This window comes from Halorubrum sp. Boch-26 (assembly GCF_029889805.1).
Classification (GTDB): Archaea; Halobacteriota; Halobacteria; order Halobacteriales; family Haloferacaceae; genus Halorubrum.
The window spans coordinates 1-26,160 of record NZ_JARANT010000004.1 but is presented as its reverse complement, the minus strand read 5'-3'; the positions used below and the strand labels follow the sequence as shown (position 1 = coordinate 26,160).

Sequence of the window (26,160 nt, the reverse complement as noted above, 5' to 3'; positions counted from 1 at the left end):
CTTTATCCTGACTATCGCGGGGGTCGAGGCGGGCGCCGATCGTCAGCAGTACCGCTCCTCGTTCCACGGATTTGCGGTGTCGCTGTACCCGCGCTTCTCCCAGTAGCCGAGCTCTTTCTCCGTGAGGAACTCCACCCCCGAGACCCACTTGGAACCCTTGTACGCGTACTTGTGCGGGGTGACGACCCTGATCGGGCCGCCGTGGTCCGCCGGGAGGTCGCCGTCGTCGTAGCCGTACGCGAACAGGACGCCGTCGCGGGTACACTCGTCGAGCGAGAGGTTCGTGGTATAGCCGTCGAGCGCGTGAAAGAGGACGTGCTCGACGTCGTCGCCGATTCCGGCTCGGTCGGCGATCTCCGCGAACTCGACGCCGGTGAACGCGCAGTCGAACTTGCTCCATCCCGTGACGCAGTGGAAGTCCTGTCGCTGGGTGACGGCCGGGAGCTCGCGGAACTCCGACAAGGAGTACGCGAGGGGCTCGTCGACGGCGCCCCAGACATCGAACGCGAACGTCTCCGGGTCCCACGAGGGCGTCCCGCTCTTCGAAAGCACCGGAAAGCGGTCGGTCTCGCGCTGGCCCGGAGGGAGTCGGTCGTCACCGTACTCTCGGTAGAGTCCCGTGAGATCCTCGGCAGCGGTTTCGGCGTCGGCGTCGGTCTCGGCCGCAGCGTCCGGGGCGCCGGATCCGGTCATGTACCGAGGTTGGGCTCGTGCCCACGTATGCGTATCGCTCCGTATCGCGCTCCCGGTACGGCAGGTGCTTCACTCTCAGCGGATGTCGCTGTTCGAGAAGAGAAGGCCCGAGCGCGGTGGGACGTGTCGCTGGACGACGAGAATGTTTATATATTAAAGATATACTTCCAAATTTTTAAACTCGATTTTCAAAATTGCCGGGGAGAGCTTTCTCATACTCGTATCTCCGACGCCACATTTATATACCCATTGCCATTACTCCCGGGCAGGAAATGCCACGAGTAGAGATAACCGTGCCGGAGCATCTGGAGATGCAGATCGCCCAGATGGTCGAGGAAGGGGAGTTCCTCAACCGGGAAGAGGCGGTGGAGGAGCTCCTGTCGACGGGAATTAAGGCGTTTAAGACGAGCGGTCCGCGAGACGACGATGACGACTCCGGCGGGTTCGAGGACGAAGGCATGATGGGACACGAAGACGAGTACGTGTTCTGAGCCGGCGGCCGACCTCGCGACTCCCGCCTCCTGTTCGTTCACGTTCGATGACCGCCCGCGAGCCGTGCGTATACCCCTCAACAACGCTTAAAGGGACTACGGCCCGTATCACGGGGCATGCACAAAGACGAACTCCTCGAACTCCACGAACAGATGGTGACGATCATGGAGCACTTCCGTTCGCACGAAACCGTCGACGGCTCGCTGTTCGACCCGTACGACGAGCTGGAAGTCGACCCGTCGCACGTCCACAAGTCGAAGAGCGAGCACAAACACGCCGTGTTCGTGCTCGGCAACGCGCTGGCGAACGCGATGAGCGAGGACGAGTTCTCGCCCGCCGGCCGCGTCGGCAAGCGGATGGAGGAGCTCGCGGACGACGCCGAGAGCAAGATCTGAGGACGCCGTCGCGCCGGGACGGTGGACGCCTTCGGCCCCCGCGACCCGCGGATTGATATGCGGTCGACCGCTCCTTCTCCCACATGGTCGCGGAGGCGCTGACGTCCGACGCCGCCCACCTCGCCGTCGGCGGCGCGCTCGTCGCCGTGGCGCTCGCGGTCGTCTACGGGATCGACCGACCGAGCGGCGCGTGGACCCGCGCGCTCCGCTCGCGTCTCCTGCTCGGCGTGCCGTGGGGGACGCTCGTCGCCGTCGCCGGCGTGGTCGGGGTGTACCTCTTCGTCCAGAGCGGCTTGGAGAACCCGAGTCGGCCGGTGGTGATCCCGTTCCGGTCGTGGTCGTACCTCTACCCGGAGGGGCTCCTCTGGTCGAGCTTCGCACACGCCGACCGAGGACACATCACGGGGAACCTCCTGTCGACGCTCGTCGCCGGGGGGATCGCCGAGTACGCCTACGGGCACTTCCCGAGGGGTCGGGACGTGGACGACGAGACGGGGACGCTCCGGGGGGCACTGCCCTCGCGCGCGTCGCTGCGACGGGTTCGGTCCGAAGGGCTCGCCGCCGTCGGTTCCGACCTCCGGCTCCCGACGCTCTCGTCGCTCTCGGCGGCCGCGTCGGGGGCGGACGCTCGCTCGCTCGCCGAGAACCCGTACGTCCGCGCGGTTGCGATCGTGCCGGGGTCGATGGCGCTGTTCGGCGTCATCGCGTCGCTGTTCGCGCTCGGACCGGTGATCGGGTTCTCGGGGGTCGTCTTCGCGTTGTGGGGGTTCGCGCTCGTCTTCCATCCCGTCGGAACGATCGCGGCGCTCACGGGCGCGACGCTGGTGAACGTCGCCTACGAGACCCTCCGGAACCCGGTCGTCACCGCCGGAGCGAGCGGCGCCTACGGGCCGCCGGGGTGGGCGAACGTCGCGATCCAAGGCCACGCGCTCGGGCTCATCGGGGGGGTTCTCGCCGCGTTGTGGCTCGTCCGTCGGCGAGAACGGAGGGCGGTCGACGGTGACGGCGACACCGAATTCGCGGTCGCCACGGACGACCGGCGAACGACCGCGCTCGTCGCGTTCGGAGCCATCCTCCTCTTCGGCGCCTCCCGCCGTCTCTGGGCCGTGTACTGGTACCTCGGGAACGAGCGGTACGAGCTGTATCGGGCGCTGGGGTTCGGGCTGCTGGCTGTCCTCGCAGCGGTCGTCGCCCTCGCGGTCGCGGGGCGAGACGAGCCGTTTCGTCACGATCTGGCCGTCCCGGAGCCCGAGACGATCCGCGGGGCGATCCGATCCGCCACGCCGGCCGCGGTCGGGCTCCTGCTGCTCGCGTCGGCGCTGGCGGTCGTCGCCGGGCCGGGAGTGGTCCCGAACCTCGTCGTCGTCGACGACGGCGACCTGCCGGGCGACCCGATCGAGGTCGAGGGATACCGGGTGACGTACGCGGAGAACGTCGAGGACCAGACGGTGAACGTCGTCGACGTCGAGGCGTTCGGTCGGTCGACGAGCGTCAACACCTCGGGGGTGATCGTGAAGAACGCGGACCGGGAGATCTGGACCACGGCGGTGTCGCGCGGGAACCTCGCCTTCTGGGGCTACCGCGCCGTCGACGTGGGGGGGACCGGGTGGCGAGAGACCGTCTGGGTCCAACGAGTGGGATGGGTGGCGGCGAACGGCGGGGCGACGTACCGAGTCGACGCTGTTCGAAACGAAACGCGCTCGACGCTGTTCACGAGCGAGCCGGCGCGGGCGGAGCCGCGGATCGACGGACGCAACGTCACGGTCGCGGCCGTAGGGGGCGGGTTCGAGCTACGCGCCGCCTATGCGGGCGAGACCGAGCGGGCGGCGATCCCCGCAGCCAACGAGACGGTGACGCTACGCGGGGTCGCGTTCGTCCGCGAGGCGGACGCCGTCTTCGCGGAGCGCGGAGAGACGCGGGTGCGGATCGCGACGCGGGAGCGGTACGAGGGGCGCCAATAAGCTCACGCCCACTCGATCCGGTACACCTCGGCGTCGATGTCGCGCGACGCGTCCTCGTGGTGATCGAACTGGGCGTCGATCTCGAAGTCGGCCGCGAACGCGTGGGTCACCTCACCGCCGTTATCGGCCGCGAACGCCTCCACGAACTCCCGGCTCCCCGCGTTGTGGACCGAGTAGGAGACGGTCGCGACGCGGCTCGCCGTCGACAGAAATCCGCGGTCCGCGTTCCGGTTTCCGTCCTGCGCGCCGAACGGGGGATTCATGACGACCGTCACGGGGTCCGGAACGTGAAGCGGGAGTCGGGTCGCGTCGGCCTGGACCCAGTGGACGGGAGCGCTCGCGGCCACCCGGCGCTGGTTGGCGGTCGCGGTGCTCAACGCGTCGCGGTCGAGCTCGACGCCGAAGACGCGGGCGGGACCGCGCAGGGCGGCGGCGAGCGCGAGCATCCCCGTTCCGGTTCCGAGATCGAGGACGGTCCGGCCGTCGACGTCGCCGTGGAGGTCCGCGAGGTGGACGACGTGGGCGGCGAGCTCGGGCGGCGTCGGATACTGTTCGAGGGCGAGACGGGGGTTCTCGAACCCGGCGACGACGCCGAGCTTCGTCGCGAGCGAGCGCTTCGACGCCATCCGTCAGGCCTTGGTCGCGTCGGCGTCGGCCCGAACGAGCTCGACCCCCTCGCGGCTGGCGCGCTCGGCCAGCGCCGACAGCGCCGGTTCCGCGGCGTTCGAGTCCGAGACCTCGCCGAGGTGGACCTCGATCCGACCGGCACCGAGGAACGACGCGGCGCGGACGAACTCGCGGAGTCGGTCGGCCTCGCGCTGGGTCGCGAGCGTGTCCTCGCAGTCGAAACGGGCTTCGACCGACAGCGTCGCCGGCTGGTAGCCGCGGGCCGAGAGCTCGGCCTTGAGATCGCGGAGGTGCTCGGGCGCGGTGCTGTCGAGGTCGGCGGCGTCGATGACGATCGGATCGATCTCCGCGGGTCGACAGCCGCGGAGCGTCCCCTCGATCGCGTCGGACTGCGTCGTGCTCATGACCGCTAATATGTTATAGTTATACAAAAGTCTTTGTGAATGTTTGATGGTAATAGATCGGTGCGAGCGCCTCGCCGGAAATGTGACCCGCCACGGCGGTCACGTTTCGTGTTCGACACGCGGTGTTCTCGCTGTCTGAGAACGCGGCAGCGGTGACGAAACGATAACGTAAACGAGCTCCTGAGCGCTTGAAAATTCGTTTGAGTCCAGTTGCGCGGAAACGGGACGGGCCGACGACGCCGGCGGATCCGGGACAAAGGTTTAAATGCGGCAATAACCAGAAACCTTATAATGGAACGTCCGAGCCGCCAGCGCCAACAGGAGCGGAACACAGAGCGAGAGTCGGACGAGACGGAAACGCTCTCCTGCCCGGAGTGCGAGTCGGAAGAGATCGTCACGGACGCCGATCAGGAACTCGTGTGTGAGGACTGCGGGCTGGTGTTAGACGAGCGGAACATCGACCGCGGGCCGGAGTGGCGAGCGTTCAACCACTCCGAGCGGCAGTCGAAGTCGCGCGTCGGGGCCCCCATCACCGAGACGATGCACGACAAGGGGCTGACGACGACGATCGACTGGAAGGACAAGGACGCGTACGGACGGTCGCTCTCCTCCGAGAAGCGGTCGCAGATGCACCGGCTGCGCAAGTGGCAAGAGCGGATCCGCACGAAGGACGCGGGCGAGCGCAACCTCCAGTTCGCGCTTTCGGAGATCGACCGCATGGCGAGCGCGCTCGGCGTTCCCCGGTCGGTACGCGAAGTTGCCTCCGTCATCTATCGACGAGCGTTGAACGAGGACCTGATTCGAGGCCGGTCGATCGAGGGCGTCTCCACCGCCGCGCTGTACGCCGCCTGCCGACAGGAGGGAATCCCCCGCTCGCTCGACGAGGTCGCCGACGTCTCGCGGGTACCACAGAAGGAGATCGGCCGGACGTACCGTTATATTTCTCAGGAGCTCGGGTTAGAACTGAAGCCCGTCGACCCCAAACAGTTCGTCCCGCGCTTCGCGTCTTCCCTAGAGCTGAGCGAGGAGGTCCAGTCGAAGGCGACGGAGATCATCGACGTCTCCGCCGAGCAGGGGCTGCTCTCCGGCAAGTCGCCGACCGGCTTCGCCGCCGCCGCGATCTACGCCGCCTCGCTGCTCTGCAACGAGAAGAAGACCCAGCGCGAAGTCGCCGACGTCGCGCAGGTGACCGAGGTCACCATCCGCAACCGGTACCAAGAGCAGATCGAAGCGATGGGCTTTCGCTAGCGACGAGGCGGGCCTCGACGGCGTTTTCGCGGTGCGATTAGGCTCGCGGGGGAGTTCCTTGTCACAGTGCAGTCGTGCGATCGTTCCGAGAACGATCCGTCGTGATCGGGTTTTTAATCGGTACCGAGCGTATCGAGTCGTAAGATGTACTCGCAGATCCTCGTTCCGACCGACGGCAGCCCTGCATCCGACGCCGCCATCGAGCACGCGATCGACCTCGCCGGGCGGTACGACGCCACGCTTCACGCGCTGTACGTCGTCGACGGCGCGGCGTACTCGACGCTCGAGGCCGGCGCCGAGGTCGTCGTCGACGCCCTCGAATCCGAGGGCAGGGAGGCTACGCGGCGGGTCGCGGACGCCGCCGAGCGCGCGGGCGTGGACTGCGAGACGACGGTCGCCGCGGGAACCGCGTACCGCTCGATCCGTGACTACGTCGACGAGCACGGCATCGACATAGTCGTGATGGGGACGCACGGCCGGAAGGGCCTCGACCGGTACCTTCTCGGCAGCGTCACGGAACGGGTGGTCCGGACGTCGGACGTGCCGGTACTCACCGTTCGACACTCGGACGATGAGTGAGTCGCCCCCGCGCCGGGGGTGACCCCCGTGCGCGACTGGCTCTCACAGCGGGTCGCCGCCTCGCCGGACGACGCGGCGCTCATACGGGCCGAGGACGGCGAAACGTGGACGTACACGGACCTCGACCGGCTCGTCTCTGAGACGGCCGGGCGTCTCGTCGCCCACGGGATCGAGTCGAGCGACAGACTCGGCGTGATCACCCCGCCGTACGTCGGAACCGTCGGTTTGGTCCACGCGGCGATGCGAATCGGGGCAACGTTCGTCCCGCTCGGGCAGGAGCTCACGCCGAGAGAGCTCTCGGCACGGATCGAGCGAGCGGATCTCTCGGCCGTCGTCTGCGCGGAGCCCACCGAGGACGACGCGCTGGCGGCCGTCGACGGGACCGCGGATACGCCCGTGTTCTCCGTCGACGACCCGACCGACGCGACCGTCACCGCCGTCCACGACGTCGAACCGGCGCCGGTCGAGCCGCCCGAGTGGGAGTTCTCCGATCACCTCTGTATCCTCTTCACCTCGGGGACGACGGGAGAGCCCAAGCCGGTCCCGCTCACCGCGGGCAACGTGTACAGCTCCGCGGTCGCCTCCGCGTTCCGGCTCGGAGTCGACCCCGGCGACCGCTGGCTCGTCTCTCTCTCCCTCCACCACATGGGCGGGCTCGCGCCGGTCTACCGCTCTGCGCTGTACGGGACGACGCTCGTGCTCCGGGAGGGGTTCGACGCCGGCGGCACCGCCGACGACCTCGACACGTACGACGTGACCGGCGTCTCGCTCGTGCCGACGATGCTCGAGCGGATGCTCGACAGGCGCGGCACCCTCTCGGACACGCTCCGCGTGGTCCTGCTCGGGGGCGCGCCGGCGCCGGACGAGCTGCTGGAGCGCTGTCGCGACTACTCGGTCCCGGTGTATCCCACCTACGGAATGACCGAGTCGGCCTCGCAGATCGCGACCGCGACCCCGCGACAGACGAAGAGTCGGCTCGGCACGGTCGGTCGACCCCTGTTCGGCACCGACGTGACGGTCGTCGACGAGGGCGGCGCGCCGGTCGAGACCGGCGAGACGGGGGAGATCGTCGTCGACGGCCCGACGGTGACGCCGGGGTATCTCGAGCGTTCGCCCGACGCCGACGACGAAGCGGACATCGAACTGGACCGCTCGGCGTTCGGTCCGCACGGCCTCCACACCGGCGACGTGGGACGGGTCGACGAGGACGGCTACCTCTACGTGGTCAACCGCCTCGACGACCGGATCATCACCGGCGGCGAGAACGTCGAACCCGGCGAGGTGACGGACGTGCTCCGCGGGTTCGACGAGATCGAGGACGTCGCCGTCGTCGGCCTCGACGACGAGGTGTGGGGCGAGCGGGTCGGCGCGCTGCTCGCGGTCGGCGACCGAACGGAGGGGACGGTGGACGAGTCGGCTCTCTCCTCGTTCCTCCGGGAGCGGCTCACCGGGTTCAAGGTCCCGAAAACGCTCGCGCTCGTCGACGAGCTCCCGCGGACCGTCTCGGGCACGGTCGACCGGGAGGCCGCGCGGGAGGTGCTGCAGGAGCGCGGTCACGAGCTGAACGGCGGCTCGGAGTCCGAACTGGAGACGGCGGGCTTCCGGCCCGCGAACCCGACCGATCCCCCCGACGTCGAAGCTGACGGGGACGACGAGGGCGAAGACGCAGCCGATGTCGACTCCGCGGGAGATGACGCCGGTGGTAATGCCGACGGCGACCCCGGTGACGCAGACGAGGGACCCGCTGACAACCCAGAGGACGATCCCGATCATAACGCCGCCGACCACGGTGACGGGAGCGGCGACGAGGTTACCGACGAGAGCGGCGGCGATGTTACCGACGCTGAAGAGACGCGGACCGAAAAATAAACTCTCCCGCTGTTTCTCGTTGTTCCACGGACGTTTTGACCGCGGAGCCCGCGGACAGGACATGGACCTACTCGACGACAGCGTCGTGCCGGAGCACGCGCGCGAGGTGAAGACCGAGGCCCGCGAGTTCGCCGATGAGCACATCGCACCGAACGCCGAGGCGTACTACGAGTCGGGGGAGTACCCGTGGGAGATACTGGAGGCCGGGATGGACGCCGGGCTCGTCGCGCAGGACATCGGCGAGGAGTACGGCGGGAAGGGGTTCGACCTCGCACAGGTCCTCGCGATCGCGGAGGAGTTCTACCGCGCCGACGCCGGCATCGCGCTCACCCTCCAGCTCGCGAGCTTCGGCGCCGAGATGGTCGAGCAGTACGGCACCGACGAGCAGAAGGAGGAGTACCTCCGGCCCGTCGCGGCGAACGACCAGATATCGGGGCTCGCCGTCTCGGAGCCCGAGACCGGCTCGGACCTCGCTGGAATGACGACGAAGGCCGAGAAAGTCGAGGGCGGATACGAGCTCACCGGGGAGAAGTACTGGGTCGGCAACGCGGTCGAGGCCGACTGGCTCACCGTCTACGCGAAGACCGGCGAGAGCGACGACCGCTACTCGAACTACACGCTGTTCATCGTCGAGACTGACTCGGAGGGGTACGAGGCGGAGCACATCCCGGAGAAGATGGGGATGCGAGCCTCCAAGCAGGGGCACATCGTCTTCGAGGACTGCTTCGTCCCCGAGGAGAACGTCGTCGGTAGCGAAGGCGGCGGCTTCTACGTCCTCGCGGACTTCTTCAACCACGGTCGAATCGTGGTCGGCGGGCACGGGCTCGGACTCGCCGCCGCCGCCATCGAGGAGGCCGAGGAGTTCGTCCACGGCCGCAACGCCTTCGGACGCACCGTCAACGAGTTCCAGGCGGTCCAGCACACCCTCTCGGATATGCGGATCGGCTTCGAGTCGGCGCGCGCGCTCAACTGGCGCGCCTGCGAGAAGGTCGCAGATAACCAGAACGCCGGCTACTGGGCCGCGCTGGCGAAGACCAAGTCCACCGAGGTCGCGACCGACTGCGCCGAGAAGGGGATGAAGCTCCACGGGGGACGCTCGATCCTCGCCGACCGCCGGATCGCCCGGGTCTACCGCGACGTGCGTATCCCGGTGATCTACGAGGGCGCGAACGACATCCAGCGGAACCTGATTTACCGGCAGTCGCGGTAGGTCGGGGTCTCGGGGGCGTTCCGCTTTACGATTCAGATCCGCTTCGCGAGCGCCGCGAGCGCCTCGCTTCCCCTCGACGTGAGGGGGTCGCCGTGACCGACGCAGGCGACCTCGAAGGGTGGGGCGCGGTCCGACAGGTCTCGAATACTCTCCAGCACCGCGTCCGTGTCGTAGCTGATGAGCCACTCCGAAGGGTCGAGCACGCCGTCGGACTCGGAGACGAGGTCGCCGAGCAGCGCGACGCCGACTTCCTTGCTCACGTACGCGACGTGGCCCGGGGTGTGACCCGGCGTGTGATAGGCCGTAAAGGAGCCGAGGCGCTCGCCGTCCGAGACCGCCTTGACCTCGAGGTCGGGCAGCGTCGTGAACACCCCGGCGAGCCGCTGGAACGCCCCCTTGTGGTTCCGCAGCGGCGGCGACCGCTCGCCCCGAAGGATCGCCGCGTCGAACGCGCCGGTGTACACGGTGGCGTCGAGCTCGGGCGTCAGCGCCGCCAGCGTCCCGACGTGGTCGAGGTCGTAGTGGGTGAGCAGCACCCGCCCGATATCCGCGAGGTCGACGCCGGCGGCGGCGAGCCCGTCTCGGACCGTCGCCTCGTCCCACGGCGTCCCCGCGTCGACCAGCGTGGGCACGTCGTCGTCGACGAGGTAGGCGCTGACGCCGCGCAGCTCGAACCGCCACACTCCGTCCGCGAGTTCCGTCGCCATGGACTGCCGTAGCGACCGGCGGGGTTTGACGCTGGCGGCCGGAGACGCCGCGGGATCGGCCTCCCGACGAAAACGCCAAGACGCCGCGCCGATACGTCGTCATATGCGACTCGAGGACTACTGGGGGATCGGCCCGAAGACGAGCGAACGGCTCGTCTCGGCGCTGGGGACCTCGCGAGCGGTCGAGGCTATCGAGGCGGCCGACGTCCGGGCGCTCGTCGATGCCGGGCTCCATCGCGGGCGAGCCACCCGGATCCTCCGCCGCGCCAACGGAGAGGCTGGCATGGACGTCCTCGCGACGGGGGACACTCGCTCGGTGTACGACGACCTGCTCTCGCTGGCCGCCGGCCACGCCGTGACGGCCCACGCCGCCGACCGGATCCGGGTGTTGACGCCGCTCACCGACCGGGATGCGGTCGAGGCCCGACTCGACAGCGTGGTCGCCGCGCGGGACGCGTGGGAGGGGCTCGCCGGGGCCGACCGGGAACGGGTGACCGAGGCGTTCGACGCGTACGACGAGGCCGAGGGGTCCGATCTGGCGGCCGTCGAGACCGCCCTCGCGCTGCGGGAGGCGGGGCTCGACACCGGCCCGTTCGAGGCCGTCGGCGAGTTGGAGGCGGCGGCCTTGCGAGACGCGGCCGACGCCCTCGCGGACGTGCGCGGCCCGATAGACCCGACGAGCGTCGGCGGCGACGGAGAGTTCGAGATCGCCCGCGGCGCCGACGAGGAGTTGGACCGCCTCCGCGATCAGCGTGACGCGGCCGAGGAGCTGGCGAACTCCGCGTTCGACGTGCTCGATTCGGTCCGAGACGGCTCGCTGCGGGACTTCGAGGCGCTTGAAGCCGCGACGGTCGACCACGTCGCGAGCGAGACCGGGGTCGACCCGGCGACGGTGCGCTCGGTCGCGCCGGACGACGCGCTCGACGCCGCCGACTTCGTCTCGGCCACCCTCCGCGACCTCGTGGCGGAGCTCGAAGCGGCGGTCGCCGAGCGGGAGGAGACGGTCGCCGCCGACATCCGCGAGCGGATCGGCGGCGTGGGAACGGGGAAAGGCGGGGACGGCGAGGACGGTGACGGCGAGGACGAAAACCGAGACGGCGAAGGCGGGGGCGGAGAGCGCGGCGACGTCGCCCGAGCGGTCGCCGTCGTCTCGGACGCCGCGTTCCTGCTCTCGCTCGCGCGGTTCGCGGCCGCCTACGACCTCGTGCGGCCGACCCTCGTCGACGACGGGATCGCGGTGCGAAACGCCCGAAACCCCTTCATCGCCGGCGAGGTGCAGCCGGTGTCGTACGCGGTCGGGAGCCACACGCTCGCGGACGACGCGGGCGTCGCGAGGGCCGACGCGCCGCCGACCGGCGACCGCGTGAGCGTGCTCACGGGGGCGAACTCGGGCGGGAAGACGACGCTTCTCGAAACCGTCTGCGCGGTCGCGCTGCTCGCGTCGATGGGGCTCCCGGTGCCGGCCGAGTCGGCGGAGGTCGGCGCGTTCGACCGGATCGTCTTCCATCGCCGGCACGCCTCGTTCAACGCCGGGGTGTTGGAGTCGACGCTGAAGTCGGTGGTCCCGCCGCTGGTCGAGGACGGGCGGACGCTGATGCTCGTCGACGAGTTCGAGGCGATCACGGAGCCGGGACGGGCCGCGGACCTGCTGAACGGGCTCGTGACGCTCACCGTCGATCGGGGCGCGCTCGGGGTGTACGTCACGCACCTCGCGGAGGACCTGAGCCCGCTCCCCGAGGCCGCCCGGATCGACGGGATCTTCGCGGAGGGGCTCACGAACGACCTCGAACTGCGCGTCGACTACCAGCCGCGCTTCGGGACGGTCGGCAAGTCGACGCCGGAGTTTATCGTGTCCCGGCTCGTCGCGAACGCGAAGGACCGCGGCGTCCGCGCCGGCTTCGAGCACCTCGCCGGCGCCGTCGGCGAGGAGGCCGTCCAGCGCACCCTCTCGGACGCGGAGTGGACGGGTGGCGATGACTGACGGTCCGGCTGACGGCCCCGAGCGGATCCGGTCGATCGCGGTCCACCGCGAGGACGTCGCGAGTGCGCTCGAAGCGACCCTCCGGAGCGACCGCGAGGTCGTCCTCCGCGTGACGCCGCCGTTTTCGGGGCGGATGCGCGCCCGACTGCACGCGGTCGACGCGGACGCGCCCGACGGCGGTACGGGCGATGGCGCTGACGGCTCCGCGGTCCCGATCCACGTCGACCCCCGAGACCTTGTCACTGAGGTCCCCGCGTACCCCGAAGTCGACGAGACGGCGGCGACACACCCCGACGCCGACGTCGAGACGCGGCGGGAGCGCCACGCCGAGGCGGTCGAATCGTGGCGCGAGCGCGTCCGGGAGGCGGTCGTCGACGCGGTGGAGATCGAGGTCGATAACGAGTCCCGCGAGGTCGACGTGACCGCGCTCGGCTGACTGCTAAGTAAAAGGGGCGGGGACCCGTTACAGCCGGAGCCGCTCGATCGACGTTCCGGCGTCGACGAAGTCGGCGAGGGCGGCGTCCGCGTCGTCGCCGTTACCGGCCGCGGCGTCGGTGGTCGCCGCCGCGGCGACGACCGTGTCGGCGTCGAGGTCGGCGTCGAGCCGGACCTCGTACTCGCCGTCTTCGGGTTCCACCAGCGTGGAGCCGCCGGCGGCGTACACCGCGACCGCATCGCCGTCGGTCTCGCCCGAGACGATCAAATCGTCGCCCGCGTACTCGACGGCGGCGGTGAGATCGGGGCTCGCGGGGCGGTCGCGCTCCACGTATCGCTCGCGGACGACCGACGGCGTCTCGACCGGCTCGCCGGCGTCGACGCCGTGGGCGAGCCGGATGTAGCCGGCCATCGTCCACGCGAGCGGGGTCGCCCCCCCGGTGCCCTCGCCGAACTCCCAGCCGTAGTCGGTCGGGTGCTCGCGGTCCCACACCTGCTCGGGGAGCATCCGCCCGGAGTTGCCGAAGCCGGCCATCGTCTCCAAGAGGGCGTCGGGTTCGAGCGCGTCCTCGTCGGTGCCGCCGAAGGCGTCGGGGCCGTCGGCGCGGGCTCGGAGCTCGTACTCGCCGCGCTCGCCGGTGAAGATCGGCCACAGGCGCCCGCGACCGTCGCCGGTGCCGGCCCACGGCGCGCCCGGGTCGCCGGCGGCGATCTCGCCGTAGGCGTCGCCGACGTAGCGGTACCACCCGGGGCCGTACGGCGTGTCGACACGGATCGAGTCGTCGACGACGGAGACGGAGTTCCGAATCGTCTCGTCGTCGGCGGGCTTCACGCCGAGCCGGACGAGTTCGAGGAAGCCGCCGTCGACGATCTCCCGTTCGTCGTAGGTCGGCCCGTCGTTGGCGATCGTCCGCGGGCGCCCGGACTCGGGGTCCCCGTCGGCGGTGATACGGAGGTAATACGGTGTCTCGCCGTAGCGCTCGGTCCCCGTCGACGTCGCGCACCACTCCTCGACGCGCGCGGCCCAGTCGTCAGCGAGCCCGAGCCACGCGAGCGCGTCGGCGCGGAGCTCGTCGGGAGCGGGCTCGTCGCGCGAGCCTCCCGCCGGGCTGCCACCGGACTCGATCCGGTCCGCCTCCGCGAGCGCGAGGGCGGCGCCGCAGACGAGCCCCGCGACCTCGGCGGCGATGCTCGACGGCGAGAAGCCGGCCTCCTCCTCCCAGCGCTCCTGTGCCGTCTCCGGGCCGTGAGCCGCGATATAGCCGAGCGAGCGCCGGACCTGGTCGTAGGTGTAGTCGGCGTCGGCCGGCGCGGTCCCGTGTTCGTACAGCTGCCACGCCATCACAGACGGGAACGCGATGTTGTCCATCTGCTCGCCGCCCCACCGGGTTCGGCCGTCGATGTAGGTGTTCTGCGGGAGGAAGCCGTCGGCGTCCTGCTGGGTGTTGTAGAGGTACGCGAGCGCGTTCGCGCCGCGCTCGACCTCGCCGACCTCGATCAGCGCGGTGAACACCTGATAGAGGTCGCGCGACCAAACGAAGTTGTAGCCGTAGCCGCGGTCCTCGGCCGCGTACTCGGTCTCGCCCCACGGCACCGACGGGCTGGCGATTCCCGCCCCGTCGTGACGCTTGTCCTCGACGGCCGCGAGCGTCATCAGCGCGAAGCGGTACTGGGTCTCCAACTCCGCGTCGCCGGTCACCGAGTCGGGGAACTCGCGGCCGGCCAGCCAGTCGCGCCACGACGTGACGTACGACGCGGCGACGTCCTCGAAGCCCCGCGAGACGGCGCCGCGGGCCTCGCCGAGCGCGGCCGCGGTGTCGGCGTTCTCGGCGAACCCGAGCGCGACCGTGTCCGAGACGGCGGTCCCGCTGCCGACGAGCCCGGCGAGTACGACGTTGCCGGTCGCCTCGACGGCGCCATCGCCGCGCTCCCCCTCGCCGAACAGGGCGTCCGCCTCCTCGCCGCCGGCCGCGAGGACGCTGGCCCACTCGAACCGGTCGTCGCTGGCGAGCGCGAGCGCGACCTCGAAGGAGTCGCCGTCGTCGTCGACGAGCTTACCCGTGTGTCGCTCGGCCGCGTCGTCGTTGCGCGCGAGGAGGTGGTAGCCGTCGGCGTCGCCGACGCGATCGCCGCGGTCGTTCGTACCGACGTTCGTGATCGTCGTGTCGACGAGGGCGTACACGTCGTACTCGCGGCCGCCCTCGAACGCGACGTCCGCGAGGATCGCGTCGCCGTCGGTGTCCACGGCGTACTCGACGGTGAGCGTCCACTCGTGGCCGTGGCCGTCGCCGGTCTCGCGGACCGTCTGCGTGTACGCGAGGGCGTCGTCGGCGGCCGGCACCGTGCGGCGCTCGACGGTCTCCGTGGTCGTCACGTGGCTCGTCTCGTCGAAGGTACGGATCGTGTACCCCGTCTCCGGATCGGCGACGAGGAAGTCGAACGTCCTGACGTTCATCACGTCGATCCGCGGGAATCGGGCCTCGGTGAGCGCTCCCTCCGTCAGCGTGAACCAGACCGGGACCGGGTCGTCGGTCTCGTGGTCGGCCGGGGTACCGACGCCGAACTTCCGACCCGTGGTCCAGTGAGGCGCCTCGTCCGGTCCGGTGGGTCGGTCGTGCGGAACCGGAAGCGCCCCGTGCTTCGCGAGCGTCACCGTCGCCTCGATCCGAAGCGCGTGCGACCACGCGATGGGCGTCGCGCTGTCGAGGTCGCCGTCGTCGAACGCCTGTTCGGCGAAGAGCCCGGCGTCGTTGACGAAGTGACCGTCGGGTTCGCAGAGCGCGTACAGGTCGCGGGCCGCGCCGAACAGCCGATCCGCGTCGCCGCCGCGATCGCGAACGAGCCCGCCCAGCGAGGCTGCGGCCGTCGCGCCCCACAGCGTCGCGATCGACCACACCTTCGCCGCGCCCTGCTCGGCCGTGCGCCAGTCGTCGCCGGTGAACCTGACGAGGCCCTCGACGTCGGCGGTCTCCCGGTGGAGCGCCTCGATCGAGTTCCGGACGTGAGTCCGCACGCTGTCGAGGAACGCCTCGAAGTCGGCCGCGGCGACTGCCGCGCCCGAACCGTCGGTGACCGCGCCGTCGACGTCCGCGCGCTCCTCGCGCAGCGCCGCGTACTCGACGGTCGCGCTCGCGAGCGCGAACGTGCTGGCGTCCGCGCGGTCGTCGCGGCTCTCCGCGCTCGCGCGCTGCGGGAACCGACCGATGTCCGGATTCCAGCGGTCGTCAAGCCCGGCGAGCGCCTCATCCGCCGCCGCGGCCGCCGCGACGCGCGTCTCGTCGTCGACCGGGGCGCGAGCCACCGCGGCGAACGCGCGGAGGTACGTCGCGCCGGTGTGGGTGAACCGCCCGAGGGCGTTCTCCCAGCAGTTCTGACACCGACGGGGGAGCCCGTCGTCCTCGGTCGTCTCGCGGAGGAAGGCGACCGCGTCGGCGATCGTCGCGTCGATCCGGTCGCGCCACTCCTCGGGGAGGTCGGTCGTCCGGCGGAGCCGGGCGAGGAACGCGACCACGGACGCCGGCTGGTCGAGCTGATCGTTCGGCCCGGCGGTCCCGTTAGCGTCCTCGATCCGAGCGTTCGCCCAGCCGGGGGCGACCTTGCCGGAGTCGGCCCAGACGCGGTGGGGCCACGAGCCGTCGGCGTCCTGCGTGCGGCAGAAGAACGACGCGGTCGCGAGCAGCTCCTCGTCGGCGTCGAGGCCGATCTCCTCGCTCGCGCTCAGGAGCGCCGTCGCGGTCTCCGCCTCGTCGCGGAACCACGTGTAGCCGTAGCCGCCGGAAGTCGAGTAGAACGGGTCAAACTCGGGGGCTGCGATCCGGGCGCCGGACTCGGCGGTCAGCAGGGTGAGCGTGCGGAGGTCGCTCTTGATCACGCCGCGCCGCGGCACGTCCTCGGGGACTGTCGGCCCCCGGCCCGCGGCCGCCTCGCGGAGGTCGTCGGCGTCGGGGTAGGCGGTCGCGATCCGCGACAGCTCCTCGATCCGCCGCTGGCGGTCGGGGCCGTCGGAGAGCGCGTCCATCGCGTCGTCGCCCGTCTCCCGCGTCTCTCGGCGATCGACGACCGCTCGGCTCGCCAGCGTGACGCGCTCGGTCCGCCCGTCGCGCTCGAAGGGCGCGCGGACGACGACGTCCGGGGTGAGCCGCGAGTCCTCGCGCTGGTCGATCTCCCCGCGGTGAGGGAAGCCGTGCTCGTCCTCGCCGAGCAGCTCCGTGATCGTGCGGAGCCGCTGGCCGTGCGCCGCCGAGAGCCCGGTCGACGCCGTGAGGAAGTCGTGTTCGGTGCGGTGGTACACCTCGACGACGCTCCCGTCCTCCGGTCCGGCCTCTTGGTGGACCAAGTTGCCGACGCGGCCCTCGACCATGTCGGGCGAGAAGGCGCAGGCCGCGACCAGCTCGGCGTCCGCCGGCGGCGCCCCGCGCAGCTCGACGTGGGTGAGGTGCGTGTCGCTCACGACGAGATCGTACTGGTGGATCGTGTACCGCCCCGCGTCGTACTCGGTCTCGACGAGCGGGGTGTCGCCGTCGTAGTGCTGGCGCGTCGTCGCGAGGTCGTCGAACCAGCGGACGCCGCGGCCGGCCGTGATCCCCATCCGGAGCCGGTCGGCCCCGCCGACACCCGACAGGGAGTACGAACAGTCGTGGACGGCGCCGTCGGGGCCGACGTGGACCAGGCGGCCGTCGTCGCCCGTGAACGCGCCGGCGGTCGTGGGGCGCTCTGCCGGATAGCGCTCGCCGCGCCGACGTTCGTGCTCCGTGAGAGCGGTTCGCAGTCGCATAATCGCCCTGCGATTCCCTCGGTAAAAGCCTTGACGAACGAGGCGACCGCTCGATGCTACTGAAATGGTCGAAGAGCAATAACAAAGACCCCGGGCGCCGATGGGTTCCCCATGCATCACCCTGGACCCCCCCGATTCCTCTCGACTGGGGAGTCGACCCAGCTGGCACCGCGGGACCCGGACCCGGAAGCGGCGTACGAGTGGCGCGTCGCCGACGCGCCGCCGGACAGCGAGGCGACCGTCGGCGAAGAGTCCGTGACGGCGTTCACGCCTGACGTCCCCGGCCGGTACCGGCTCGGCCTCGACGCGCCCGACAGCGATCACCTCCTCACGGTCCGCGCCTTCGCGGCGAGCTACGAGGGCGCGGACGTCGCCGGTGGCAGCGGCACGGCGATCCGCGACCGCGACGCGGATCACGCCGAGATCGACTACGGCGCGGAGCGCGCCCGCGAGGGCGTCGGCCGACCGCGCGTCCGACTGGACGCGACCGTCGAGGAGGCGCGAGAAGACGGAGATCGCGAGGCGAACGGCGGCGAGGGCGCCGGAAGCGGCGGCGGCGAGGGCGCCGGAAGCGGCGGCGGCGAGCGCGCCGAAGTCATCGTCCGGGCGACGCCGACGCCGAACCCCGAGTCCACCCTCGATGCGTCCGATCTCGCGGTCACCTTCGTCGTCGACGACCGCGACGTCGAGGAGGCGGTCGCGGAGGGACGGCGAAACCCGCGGGACGCGCTCAGCACGACCGACGACGGACGCGCGCTCCGGATCCCGGCCGACGCCGTCCCCGACCGGCTGCGCGTCCACGGGGTCGCCGTCGCCCGCGAGCCGGGGCGCGAACAGCGGGTAAGCGTCGCCGACGCGATCGCGGTCGAGCGGACCGAACGGAGCGACCTCGCGGCCGCGGACGCGGACGAGGTGAGCGATCCGGACCTGACGGCCCCGACCGGCGCCGACGGGCTCGCCTTCGAGACCGTCCGGCTCAACCAGCCGCCCGAGTGGACGACTGACGCGACCGTCTACGAGGTGTACGTTCGGACGTTCGCCGACGCCGACGAGGGGGAAGCGTTCGAGGCCATCGCGGATCGGATCCCGACGATCGCCGACCTCGGCGTCGACACGTTGTGGCTCACGCCCGTTCTCGGGCACGACGGGAAGCCGCACGGCTACAACATCGTCGACTTCTTCGACGTGGCCGACGACCTCGGCGACCGCGACGACTACGAGGCGCTCGTCGAGACCGCCCACGACCACGGGATGCGCGTGCTGTTCGACTTCGTCGCCAACCACACCGCCCGCGACCACGAGTGGTTCGAGGACGCCTATCGGAACCCCGACTCCCCGTTCCGCGATCGCTTCGAGTGGCAGGAGTCGGGCGAGCCGGGGACGTACTTCGACTGGGAGCTCATCGCGAACCTGAACCACGCGAACCTCGACGTGCGGCGGTTCCTGCTCGACGTGATCGACGAGTGGGCGCCGCTCGTGGACGGGTTCCGCTGCGACATGGCGTGGGCCGTGCCCGACTCGTTCTGGCGCGAGCTCCGCGACCGGGTGAAAGACATCGATCGCGAGTTCCTGCTGATGGACGAGACGATCCCGTACATCCCCGGCTTCCACGAGGGGATGTTCGACATCCACTTCGACGCGACACTGTACTTCCAGCTCCGGCAGGTCGGCCGCGGCGCCGAGCCGGCCGCCTCCGTGTTGGACGCGATCGACCAGCGCGCGGAGATCGGCTTCCCCGACCACGCCGGCTTCCTCCAGTACATCGAGAACCACGACGAGACGCGGTACCGCGTCGAGTGTGGGGACGCCGCCGCGGCCGCCGCCGGCGCCGCAACCATGACGCTGCCCGGCGTGCCGATGGTGTACGCCGGCCAGGAGATCGGCCAGCGCGGCCGCCGCGACGCGATCGCGTGGGACCACGCGCGTGAGGAGGTCCGCGAGCGCTACGAGCGCCTGCTCGCGACCCGCGCCGATCACCCGGCACTCGGCCCCGAAGGCGACTTAGAGCGCGTCGGGTACCACGTCGCCAGCGGCGACCTCGACGAGCGCCCGATCGTCGCCAGCGGGAACATCCACCCCGACGACGTGGTCGCGTTCCGCCGGAGCGACGGCGCGGAGTCGCTGATCGTCGTCCTCAACTTCGCGCCCGAGACGGCGAGCGTCGCGGTCGACCCCGACCACGCGGACCGCGATCTGGTCACCGGCGAGCCCTGCGTCGTCGCCGACGGCGAGGGCACCGAGCGGATCCGCGTCGACGAGGTCGCAGTCGTCCGGGAGCCCGACGAATGAGCGGGGGACCCGGCGACGACGGAGACGGTCCCGACGATCGATCGCCGGAAGTCCTCCCGGATCGAACCGCCGCGCTCGTCGAGCGAGCGCAGGCGGACCGAGACGCGGCAGCGGATCGGTTCGAGGCGGCCAGATCGATCGCCGAGCGGCTCGGCGCCGACCCGATCCGGGGCGAGGGCGCGGATCCGGCGACCGACCCGCCCGAGGGCGTCGCCTTCGGCTTCTGGACACCCGATCTCGTCGACGCCGGCGTCCCCGCCGACGACGTACGGCTGGAGCTGTTCACACCCCTCTCCGGCGACGGTAATGACGACGGGAAGGGTTCCGTCGACCCCGGCCGCGACGACCTCCGCGAGGCCGCGTTCCGTGTCGACCGGCTCCCGGTCGAGCGCGACGGCGAGTTCCACTGGGTCGCCGTCGAGGGGATCCCGGTCGGAACCCGCGATCGGCTCGGCGCGCTGTATCAGCTGGCGTACCGGAGACCAGACGGCGACGGCGAGTGGGAGACGGTTCGCGACCCCCTCGCGTACTCGCTCCCGTTCGGGGCGTTCGCCCCCGCCGAGGCGTACGACTGGCCGCGCCTCGACGCGACGCGACCCGACCGCGACCACTTCGCGTCGCTCGGGACCGACGGCGAGGCGCTCCCGACGACGGCGGACGACGGGCTCCCGCGGGTCGACACCGCGACGAGCATGCTGGAGGTCCACCCCGGCACGTCGACCGGGCGCGGATCGCTCGCGGCGCTCGCGGAGCGGTTCGAAGCGATCGGGGAGAAGCTCCGCGCCGGCGACCCGCTCGCGCCCCACGAGCGCAACTACGCCGGCTACGACGCGGTCCAGCTCATGCCGGTCGAGCCGCTCACGCAGGCGTACGGGCGACAGTGGTACTGGCGCCCCGGCGGGGTCGGCGGCGAGACGCCCGACGACGCAATGGAGCGCGAGCGCGACGCGGAGCGCGTGACCGTCGGCGCCGAGCGCCCCGATCAGACCAACTGGGGGTACGACGTGGTAGTGAGCGGGCTCGGGGCCGCGAACCCCGCGATTCTGGAGACGGGGCGGCCCGACGAGCTCGTCGACTTCATCGCCGCCTGCCACGCGATGCCCGACCCGATCCGGGTCGTCTTCGACGTGGCGCTCGGACACGCGGACGCGGGGGCGGCCGAACTCCTCCCCGACCCCTTCTTCGAGGGGCCGGGGATGTACGGGCTTCACCTGAACTACCGGCAGCCCGTCGTCCGGGCCATCTTGCTCGAACTCCATCGGCGCAAGGCGAACTTCGGCGCCGACGGGATCCGGATCGACGGCGCGCAGGACTTCACCTACCACGACGAGGAGACGGGCGAACAGGTCCACGACGACGCGTTCCTCGCGGAGATGGATCGCGTGGTCCACGAGGTCGCCGGGACCGAGTTCCGCCCGTGGATGATCTACGAGGACGGGCGGCCGTGGCCGCGGGAAGACTGGGAGCTGGCGTCGACCTACCGAACGCTGATCGACCAGCATCCGCACGCGTTCCAGTGGTCGCCAGTGACGTTCGCGCACAACAGGCCCGCGCTGCTCACCTTCTGGGCGACGAAGTGGTGGCGCATGCGCGAGGTCGGCGAGACGGGGAGCCAGTGGATCACCGGCGTCGCGAACCACGACACGCTCCGGCGCGGGTCGCAGGTCGAGGTGACCGACGACTGGGACGGCGCGCCGATCAATCCCTACCTCGCCGACTCGCCGCCCGAGACGATCCGCGAGGCGTACGACAGCCCCGCCGCGCTCGTCTGGTTCCACGTCGCGATGCCGGGGGTCCCGATGGACTTCCTCCACGCGAACTACCGCGCGCCGTGGGGGTTCGTCCGCGACACCGATCCGACGTGGAACGTGAAGGTCGTCGCCGAGGAGGCGCCGTGGATCGACTGGCACGTCCCCGAGGTGTCGTACGACGATCACGACGCGTTCGCCCGACTGAAGGCGCTGGGATTCGAGACGCGGGCGGAACTGAAGGAGTTCGTTACGACGCTCGCGGCCCTCGTCGACGCGACGGACTACGACCTCGACCTGACCGCGGAGCTGCTGTCCGTGCAGGGGACGCCGCTGTCGAGTGAGGCGAGAGACGACGACCAGCGAGCCGGCGACTCCGACCCCGCCGCGGAGGGGATCACCGCCGTCGACCTCAAAGAGTTCTCGTTCGCGTGGAGCGCCGACGTGGCCGAGTACCTCGTTCTGGACCGGTGGGAGGACGATCAGGGCGAGGCGCGGACCGCGTTCGACCGACGCGTCCGCGAGTTCCGGCAGGCGCGGCCGTGGCTCCGGGCGGACGTCGAACCGGAGCGCGGCGAGGCGTTCGGCTACCGACATCCGACGGAGGGGACCGTGGTGTATCAGGCGCTCAGGCGCGACCCGGAGGGCGACGAAACGCTGCTCGTCGCCTGCAACGTCGAGGGAACGCCGGTCGAACTGTCGCCGACGGGCGTCCTCGACGACTTGAATGTCGACGATTCGGCCGACTGGAGCGTCGCGATCGCGGCGCCCGACACGAGCGCCGCGCCCGGGGACGACGCGGCGACAATCACGCTCGAAACCGCGGACGCGGTCGTGTGGCGAGCCGGACCGAGCGACGACTGAGTCGGTGGCGCGGACGCAACGCTTGAGTCGGTGGCGGTCGCAGGGGAACGCATGCGATTCGATCGCTCCGACGGCGTGTTCTGCCACGTCACCTCGCTTCCGGGACGACACGGGATCGGCGACCTCGGCGACGGCGCCGCGGCGTTCCTCTCGTTCCTCGGCGACGGCGACGTCGACCACTGGCAGATCTGCCCGATCGGCCCGACGACGGACGGCGCCGCGGAGTCGCCGTACCAGTCTCCTTCCGCGTTCGCCGGCAACCCGCTCCTGATCGACCTCGACGGGCTCGTCGCCGACGGCTGGCTCGACGAGTCCGAGCTCGAACCCGTCCCCGACTTTCCCGACGACCGAGTCGATTACGGCGCGGTACGAGAGTACAAGCTGCCGCTGTTGCGGACCGCGTTCGAGCGGTTCGACGCGGAAGCGGGTGAGGGGGCGGCGTCAGAGCTCGACGCGTTCCGCGAGCGCGAGCCCTGGCTCGCCGACTACGCGCTGTTCCGGGCGCTCTCCGACTCCCGTCCCGAGGGGATGTGGGTCGAGTGGCCGGAGCCGCTCCGGACGCGCGAGTCCGAGGCGCTCGCGGAGGCCCGCGAGCGACACGCGACGGAGGTCCGGTTCCGCGAGTTCGTCCAGTTGACGTTCGACCGGCAGTGGCGCGAGCTCCGCGCGGTCGCGGCCGAGGAGGGCGTCTCGATCGTCGGCGACGTGCCGATCTACGTCGCGCTCGACTCGGCGGACGTGTGGGCGAACCCGGAGGCGTTTCGTCTCGACGGGTCGAACCGGCCCACGGCGGTTGCCGGCGTCCCGCCGAATCCGGGCGACGACGGCCAGCGCTGGGGGAACCCCGTCTACGACTGGGAGCGGCTCGCCGAGCGCGACTACGACTGGTGGATCGCCCGGTTCCGGCGGCTGTTCGACCTCGCCGACGTGGCGCGGCTCGACCACTTCCTCGGGTTCGTGAAGTACTGGGCGATCCCGGCCGACCGCGACGACCCGGCCGCCGGCGAGTGGCGGGAGGGCCCGGGGCGTGACCTGTTCGAGACGGTCGAGCGCGAGCTGGGGCAGGCGCCCTTCATCGCCGAGGACCTCGGCTTCGAGGAGCCGGCGATGGACGAGCTGATGGCCGAGTTCGGCTTCCCGGGGATGCGCGTCCCGCAGTACGCCGACTGGTGTCAGGAGGGTAACGAGTACCAGCCGATGCACTACCCCGAGGGCGTCGTCGGATACACGTCGACCCACGACACGGACACGTGGGTCGGCTACTTCGAGGACCTCCCCGAGCGGCAGCGCGACTGCTTCCGGTACAACGTCGGCGCCGAGGGCGACCGCGGAGTCGAGTGGGAGATCATCGACGAGGTGTGGGATTCGGAAGCGGTGCTCGCGATGACGACGGTACAGGACCTGCTCGGGCTCGGCAGCGAGTCGCGGTTCAACGAGCCCGGGACCGTCGACGGCAACTGGGAGTGGCGCGTGACGCGGGACCAGTTCGACGACGCCATCGCCGACCGCCTGTGGGAGTTCGCCGGGCGACACGTGAGGTAAACCGGTGCTCGGAGACGTCCTCCCGAACTCTCCGATCATCGACATCGCGGTGATCCTCGTCGCGACCGCCGCCATCTGGATCGGCAGCGGCTGGCTCGAAGAGGCCGCGGAGAAGCTCTCGGCGTACTACGGGTTACCGGCAGTCGTACAGGGGTCGATCGTCGTCGCCGTCGGGTCGAGCTTTCCCGAGCTGGTGAGCGTGCTCGTCACCGCCCTCGTCGGCGTCTTCGATATGGGCGTGGGCGCGCTCGTCGGTTCCGCCATCTTCAACGTGCTCGTCATTCCCGCGCTGTCGGGGTTCGGCGCCGACGGCCCCCTAGAGTCCAGCCGGACGATCGTGTACAAGGAGGCGCAGTTCTACATGATCGCCGTCGCGGCGCTGATCGTGACGTTCTCGCTCGCGGTCATCTACGTTCCGGTCCCCGCGGAGACGATCTCGGGAGAGCTGACCCGGCCGCTCGCGCTCATCCCGCTGGCCCTGTACGGGCTCTACTTATTCATCCAGTATCAGGACGTCGGCGACGCCGACATCGAGACGGTCCGGGACGGGGTCGACATCCGCAGGGAGTGGGGCAGACTCGCCGCCGGGCTGCTCGTCATCGTGGTGACCGTCGAGCGGCTGGTCGCGTCCGTCGAATCTCTCGGCACGACGTTCGGGATCCCGGAGTTCCTCGCGGGGGTCACGATCGTCGCGGCGGCGACGAGCCTCCCCGACACGCTGGTGAGCCTCCGGACCGCACAGGAGGGTCGCGGATCGACGAGCCTCGGGAACGTGCTCGGGTCGAACACCTTCGACCTTCTCGTCGCCATCCCGCTGGGCGTGCTCATCGTCGGCCGCGTAGAGGTGAACTTCTCGACGGCCGTTCCGATGTTCGGCGTCCTCACGGCGGCGACGGTCCTGCTGTTCGCGGCGCTCCGGACGGATCTGTCGCTCACGAGCCGCGAGTCGTACGTCCTGCTCGCGGCGTACCTGCTGTTCGTTGCGTGGGTGGTCGCCGAGACGGTCGGAGTAACGAGCCTCCTGCGGGGGGTGTGAGCGCCTACCGGTTCCGACCGATAATGAAGTAGAGCACGAGGCCGAGCAGCGGCGCGAGGAACGCGACGATAGCCCAGAGGAACGCGGGCTGGTCGCTGCGCTGCTTCGCGTCCGAGTAGATCCAGACGATGATGGCGAGCTGTACGAGCAGCGCCAGCAGACCGAACAGGAAGGCGATCCCGCCGGCCAAGGCCTCCTGCAGCAGTATCGGGGACATCGGCCGAACACACTCACGGGCGCAATAAGTCTCTTTGGTCCGTTCGGAGCGTTTGGGCGCGCCCGTGCCGCCCCCTCGCCGCCGTCCCCGACCACGAACCGTTTTGGTCCGGCAGCGCCCCGATCCGCGCATGGACCTGTCAGTCGACGCCGATCGCCTCCGGGCGGACCTGGAAGCGAACGCGGCGTTCGGTCGAGTCGAGTACGACGACCCGGAGAGGCGCGGGCGAACGAACCGGACCGGAACCGAGGCGAACAGAGCCGCCCGCGACCGGCTCGTGGAGCGGCTAGAGGCGGCCGGCCTCGACGTCGCCGTCGACGAGGTGGGAAACGTCATCGGCACGTGGACCCCCGACTCCGCGGACCCCGCGGCCGCGCCCGTCGTGAGCGGGAGCCACCTCGACAGCGTCCCCGAAGGCGGAATTTTCGACGGCCCGCTCGGGACGTACGCCGCGCTGGAAGCGGTGCGGGCGATGCGGGAAGCGGGCGTCGAGCCGGCGCGCCCGGTCGGCGTCGTCAGCTTCACCGAGGAGGAGGGTTCGACGTTCGGAAACGGGCTCCTCGGGTCGAGCGTGGCGATCGGCGAGACGAACGCCGACGAGGCGCTCGGGTACGAGAACGCCGACGGGGAGACGCTGGGCGAGGCGCTCGACCGGATCGGCTACCGCGGCGACGACGCGATCGACCCCGCGACGTGGGCGGCGTTCTACGAACTCCACGTCGAGCAGGACACCGTTTTAGAGGAAGCGGGCGCGGACGCCGGCGTCGTGACGACGATCACGGGGATCACTCACTGTGACGTGACGCTCGAGGGCGAGGCGAACCACGCCGGCGCGACCGCGATGGGCGACCGGACCGACGCGCTCGCGGCCGCGAGCGAGTTCGTCCTCGACGTGGAGGCGGCCGCGAACGCGGTCGTCGACGAGTCGAGCGCCTCCGCGGTCGGCACCGTCGGCTCGCTCTCCGTCTCGCCGAACGCGACGAACGTCGTTCCGGGCCGCGTCGACGCCGGCGTCGACGTCCGCGACGTCGAGGCCGAATCGAGGGGCGCGATCGATTCGGCCGCTCGCGAGTCGCTCGCCCACCAGGA

The 26,160-nt window shown here is 70.6% G+C and carries 20 protein-coding genes; 14 read left to right on the top strand and 6 right to left on the bottom strand.

The features are described from left to right. Positions 1-42: 42 nt before the first annotated feature. Positions 43-693 carry a molybdopterin-dependent oxidoreductase gene (locus tag OQF71_RS01110; RefSeq protein ID WP_280585228.1) on the bottom strand — a complete coding sequence of 217 codons (651 nt, stop codon included), beginning with the start codon at positions 691-693 and terminating at the stop codon, positions 43-45. A gap of 272 nt (positions 694-965) precedes the next feature. On the opposite strand from OQF71_RS01110, the gene OQF71_RS01105 reads away from it, so the two are divergent. The 3 genes from OQF71_RS01105 to OQF71_RS01095 all read left to right on the top strand — a co-directional run bounded on the left by OQF71_RS01105 (position 966) and on the right by OQF71_RS01095 (position 3,541). After that, on the top strand, positions 966-1,184 hold the full coding sequence (locus OQF71_RS01105; RefSeq protein ID WP_280585227.1) for a cell surface protein: 219 nt from the start codon (positions 966-968) through the stop codon (positions 1,182-1,184). Between the two features lie 117 nt (positions 1,185-1,301). Continuing rightward, a complete protein-coding gene (locus OQF71_RS01100; RefSeq protein WP_144798579.1) occupies positions 1,302-1,580 on the top strand; it encodes a UPF0058 family protein in 279 nt (92 codons plus the stop codon). An 83-nt stretch (positions 1,581-1,663) separates the two neighbouring features. Continuing rightward, a complete protein-coding gene (locus OQF71_RS01095) occupies positions 1,664-3,541 on the top strand; it encodes a rhomboid family intramembrane serine protease (RefSeq protein WP_280585226.1) in 1,878 nt (625 codons plus the stop codon). 2 nt (positions 3,542-3,543) lie between these two features. On the opposite strand, the gene OQF71_RS01090 is transcribed toward OQF71_RS01095, so the two are convergent. Together OQF71_RS01090 and OQF71_RS01085 are read right to left on the bottom strand one after the other, a co-directional pair. Further along, positions 3,544-4,167 carry an METTL5 family protein gene (locus OQF71_RS01090; protein WP_280585225.1) on the bottom strand — a complete coding sequence of 208 codons (624 nt, stop codon included), beginning with the start codon at positions 4,165-4,167 and terminating at the stop codon, positions 3,544-3,546. 3 nt (positions 4,168-4,170) lie between these two features. Next, positions 4,171-4,572, bottom strand: coding sequence for a hypothetical protein (locus OQF71_RS01085; protein ID WP_280585224.1), 402 nt, complete (start codon positions 4,570-4,572; stop codon positions 4,171-4,173). A 291-nt stretch (positions 4,573-4,863) separates the two neighbouring features. Between OQF71_RS01085 and OQF71_RS01080 the strand changes: the two genes are divergently transcribed. From OQF71_RS01080 to OQF71_RS01065, 4 genes are all read left to right on the top strand, one after another. After that, complete coding sequence (locus tag OQF71_RS01080; RefSeq protein WP_144798575.1) at positions 4,864-5,820, top strand: transcription initiation factor IIB; 957 nt, start codon at positions 4,864-4,866, stop codon at positions 5,818-5,820. A 144-nt stretch (positions 5,821-5,964) separates the two neighbouring features. After that, positions 5,965-6,399 carry a universal stress protein gene (locus OQF71_RS01075; protein WP_280585223.1) on the top strand — a complete coding sequence of 145 codons (435 nt, stop codon included), beginning with the start codon at positions 5,965-5,967 and terminating at the stop codon, positions 6,397-6,399. Between the two features lie 27 nt (positions 6,400-6,426). Further along, positions 6,427-8,268, top strand: coding sequence for an o-succinylbenzoate--CoA ligase (gene menE / locus OQF71_RS01070; protein WP_280585222.1), 1,842 nt, complete (start codon positions 6,427-6,429; stop codon positions 8,266-8,268). A gap of 61 nt (positions 8,269-8,329) precedes the next feature. After that, positions 8,330-9,478, top strand: coding sequence for an acyl-CoA dehydrogenase family protein (locus OQF71_RS01065; RefSeq protein ID WP_280585221.1), 1,149 nt, complete (start codon positions 8,330-8,332; stop codon positions 9,476-9,478). Positions 9,479-9,510: 32 nt separating this feature from the next. Here the strand turns inward: OQF71_RS01065 and OQF71_RS01060 are convergent, their stop codons facing one another. Continuing rightward, positions 9,511-10,185: an MBL fold metallo-hydrolase gene (locus tag OQF71_RS01060; protein ID WP_280585220.1), complete on the bottom strand. Its 675-nt coding sequence runs from the start codon at positions 10,183-10,185 to the stop codon at positions 9,511-9,513. 103 nt (positions 10,186-10,288) lie between these two features. Between OQF71_RS01060 and OQF71_RS01055 the strand changes: the two genes are divergently transcribed. Both OQF71_RS01055 and OQF71_RS01050 read left to right on the top strand, forming a co-directional pair. Continuing rightward, on the top strand, positions 10,289-12,166 hold the full coding sequence (locus OQF71_RS01055; protein WP_280585219.1) for a helix-hairpin-helix domain-containing protein: 1,878 nt from the start codon (positions 10,289-10,291) through the stop codon (positions 12,164-12,166). Next, positions 12,159-12,602 carry a hypothetical protein gene (locus tag OQF71_RS01050; RefSeq protein ID WP_280585218.1) on the top strand — a complete coding sequence of 148 codons (444 nt, stop codon included), beginning with the start codon at positions 12,159-12,161 and terminating at the stop codon, positions 12,600-12,602. The genes OQF71_RS01055 and OQF71_RS01050 overlap by 8 nt, the downstream gene beginning before the upstream one ends. 27 nt (positions 12,603-12,629) lie before the next feature. Here OQF71_RS01050 and OQF71_RS01045 read toward each other — a convergent pair whose 3' ends face one another. Continuing rightward, a complete protein-coding gene (locus OQF71_RS01045; protein ID WP_280585217.1) occupies positions 12,630-17,375 on the bottom strand; it encodes a glycoside hydrolase family 15 protein in 4,746 nt (1,581 codons plus the stop codon). Positions 17,376-17,486: 111 nt separating this feature from the next. Here OQF71_RS01045 and malA point away from each other — a divergent pair, with 111 nt between their 5' ends. From malA to OQF71_RS01025, 4 genes are read left to right on the top strand one after another with little or no spacing between them, the layout of a single operon-like run. Next, the gene (gene malA, locus OQF71_RS01040; RefSeq protein WP_280585216.1) at positions 17,487-19,664 is read left to right on the top strand and encodes an alpha-amylase MalA; all 2,178 of its coding nucleotides are present in this window, start codon (positions 17,487-17,489) and stop codon (positions 19,662-19,664) included. Beyond that, the gene (gene gghA, locus OQF71_RS01035) at positions 19,661-22,276 is read left to right on the top strand and encodes a glucosylglycerol hydrolase (RefSeq protein WP_280585215.1); all 2,616 of its coding nucleotides are present in this window, start codon (positions 19,661-19,663) and stop codon (positions 22,274-22,276) included. Before malA ends, gghA begins: the two co-directional genes overlap by 4 nt. Positions 22,277-22,327: 51 nt before the next feature. Further along, positions 22,328-23,818 carry a 4-alpha-glucanotransferase gene (malQ, locus tag OQF71_RS01030; protein ID WP_280585214.1) on the top strand — a complete coding sequence of 497 codons (1,491 nt, stop codon included), beginning with the start codon at positions 22,328-22,330 and terminating at the stop codon, positions 23,816-23,818. A gap of 4 nt (positions 23,819-23,822) precedes the next feature. Beyond that, positions 23,823-24,854 (top strand): sodium:calcium antiporter, encoded by a 1,032-nt coding sequence (locus OQF71_RS01025; protein ID WP_280585212.1) that lies wholly within the window; start codon positions 23,823-23,825, stop codon positions 24,852-24,854. A gap of 4 nt (positions 24,855-24,858) precedes the next feature. On the opposite strand, the gene OQF71_RS01020 is transcribed toward OQF71_RS01025, so the two are convergent. Next, positions 24,859-25,071, bottom strand: a complete 213-nt coding sequence (locus OQF71_RS01020) for a PLDc N-terminal domain-containing protein (protein WP_280585211.1) — start codon at positions 25,069-25,071, stop codon at positions 24,859-24,861. Between the two features lie 130 nt (positions 25,072-25,201). Here OQF71_RS01020 and OQF71_RS01015 point away from each other — a divergent pair. Continuing rightward, on the top strand, positions 25,202-26,160 hold a 959-nt coding region (locus tag OQF71_RS01015), incomplete at its 3' end, for a hydantoinase/carbamoylase family amidase (protein WP_280585210.1).

Bases quoted from the DNA above. Each gene is read 5' to 3' on its own strand.
- OQF71_RS01055 (WP_280585219.1), top strand. From the start codon at position 10,289: ATGCGACTCGAGGACTACTGGGGGATCGGCCCGAAGACGAGCGAACGG.
- OQF71_RS01075 (WP_280585223.1), top strand. From the start codon at position 5,965: ATGTACTCGCAGATCCTCGTTCCGACCGACGGCAGCCCTGCATCCGAC.
- OQF71_RS01020 (WP_280585211.1), bottom strand. From the start codon at position 25,071: ATGTCCCCGATACTGCTGCAGGAGGCCTTGGCCGGCGGGATCGCCTTC.
- OQF71_RS01060 (WP_280585220.1), bottom strand. From the start codon at position 10,185: ATGGCGACGGAACTCGCGGACGGAGTGTGGCGGTTCGAGCTGCGCGGC.
- OQF71_RS01085 (WP_280585224.1), bottom strand. From the start codon at position 4,572: ATGAGCACGACGCAGTCCGACGCGATCGAGGGGACGCTCCGCGGCTGT.
- OQF71_RS01080 (WP_144798575.1), top strand. From the start codon at position 4,864: ATGGAACGTCCGAGCCGCCAGCGCCAACAGGAGCGGAACACAGAGCGA.
- OQF71_RS01100 (WP_144798579.1), top strand. From the start codon at position 1,302: ATGCACAAAGACGAACTCCTCGAACTCCACGAACAGATGGTGACGATC.
- OQF71_RS01110 (WP_280585228.1), bottom strand. From the start codon at position 693: ATGACCGGATCCGGCGCCCCGGACGCTGCGGCCGAGACCGACGCCGAC.
- malQ (WP_280585214.1), top strand. From the start codon at position 22,328: ATGCGATTCGATCGCTCCGACGGCGTGTTCTGCCACGTCACCTCGCTT.
- OQF71_RS01045 (WP_280585217.1), bottom strand. From the start codon at position 17,375: ATGCGACTGCGAACCGCTCTCACGGAGCACGAACGTCGGCGCGGCGAG.
- OQF71_RS01090 (WP_280585225.1), bottom strand. From the start codon at position 4,167: ATGGCGTCGAAGCGCTCGCTCGCGACGAAGCTCGGCGTCGTCGCCGGG.
- OQF71_RS01050 (WP_280585218.1), top strand. From the start codon at position 12,159: ATGACTGACGGTCCGGCTGACGGCCCCGAGCGGATCCGGTCGATCGCG.
- gghA (WP_280585215.1), top strand. From the start codon at position 19,661: ATGAGCGGGGGACCCGGCGACGACGGAGACGGTCCCGACGATCGATCG.
- OQF71_RS01065 (WP_280585221.1), top strand. From the start codon at position 8,330: ATGGACCTACTCGACGACAGCGTCGTGCCGGAGCACGCGCGCGAGGTG.
- OQF71_RS01105 (WP_280585227.1), top strand. From the start codon at position 966: ATGCCACGAGTAGAGATAACCGTGCCGGAGCATCTGGAGATGCAGATC.
- malA (WP_280585216.1), top strand. From the start codon at position 17,487: ATGCATCACCCTGGACCCCCCCGATTCCTCTCGACTGGGGAGTCGACC.
- OQF71_RS01095 (WP_280585226.1), top strand. From the start codon at position 1,664: ATGGTCGCGGAGGCGCTGACGTCCGACGCCGCCCACCTCGCCGTCGGC.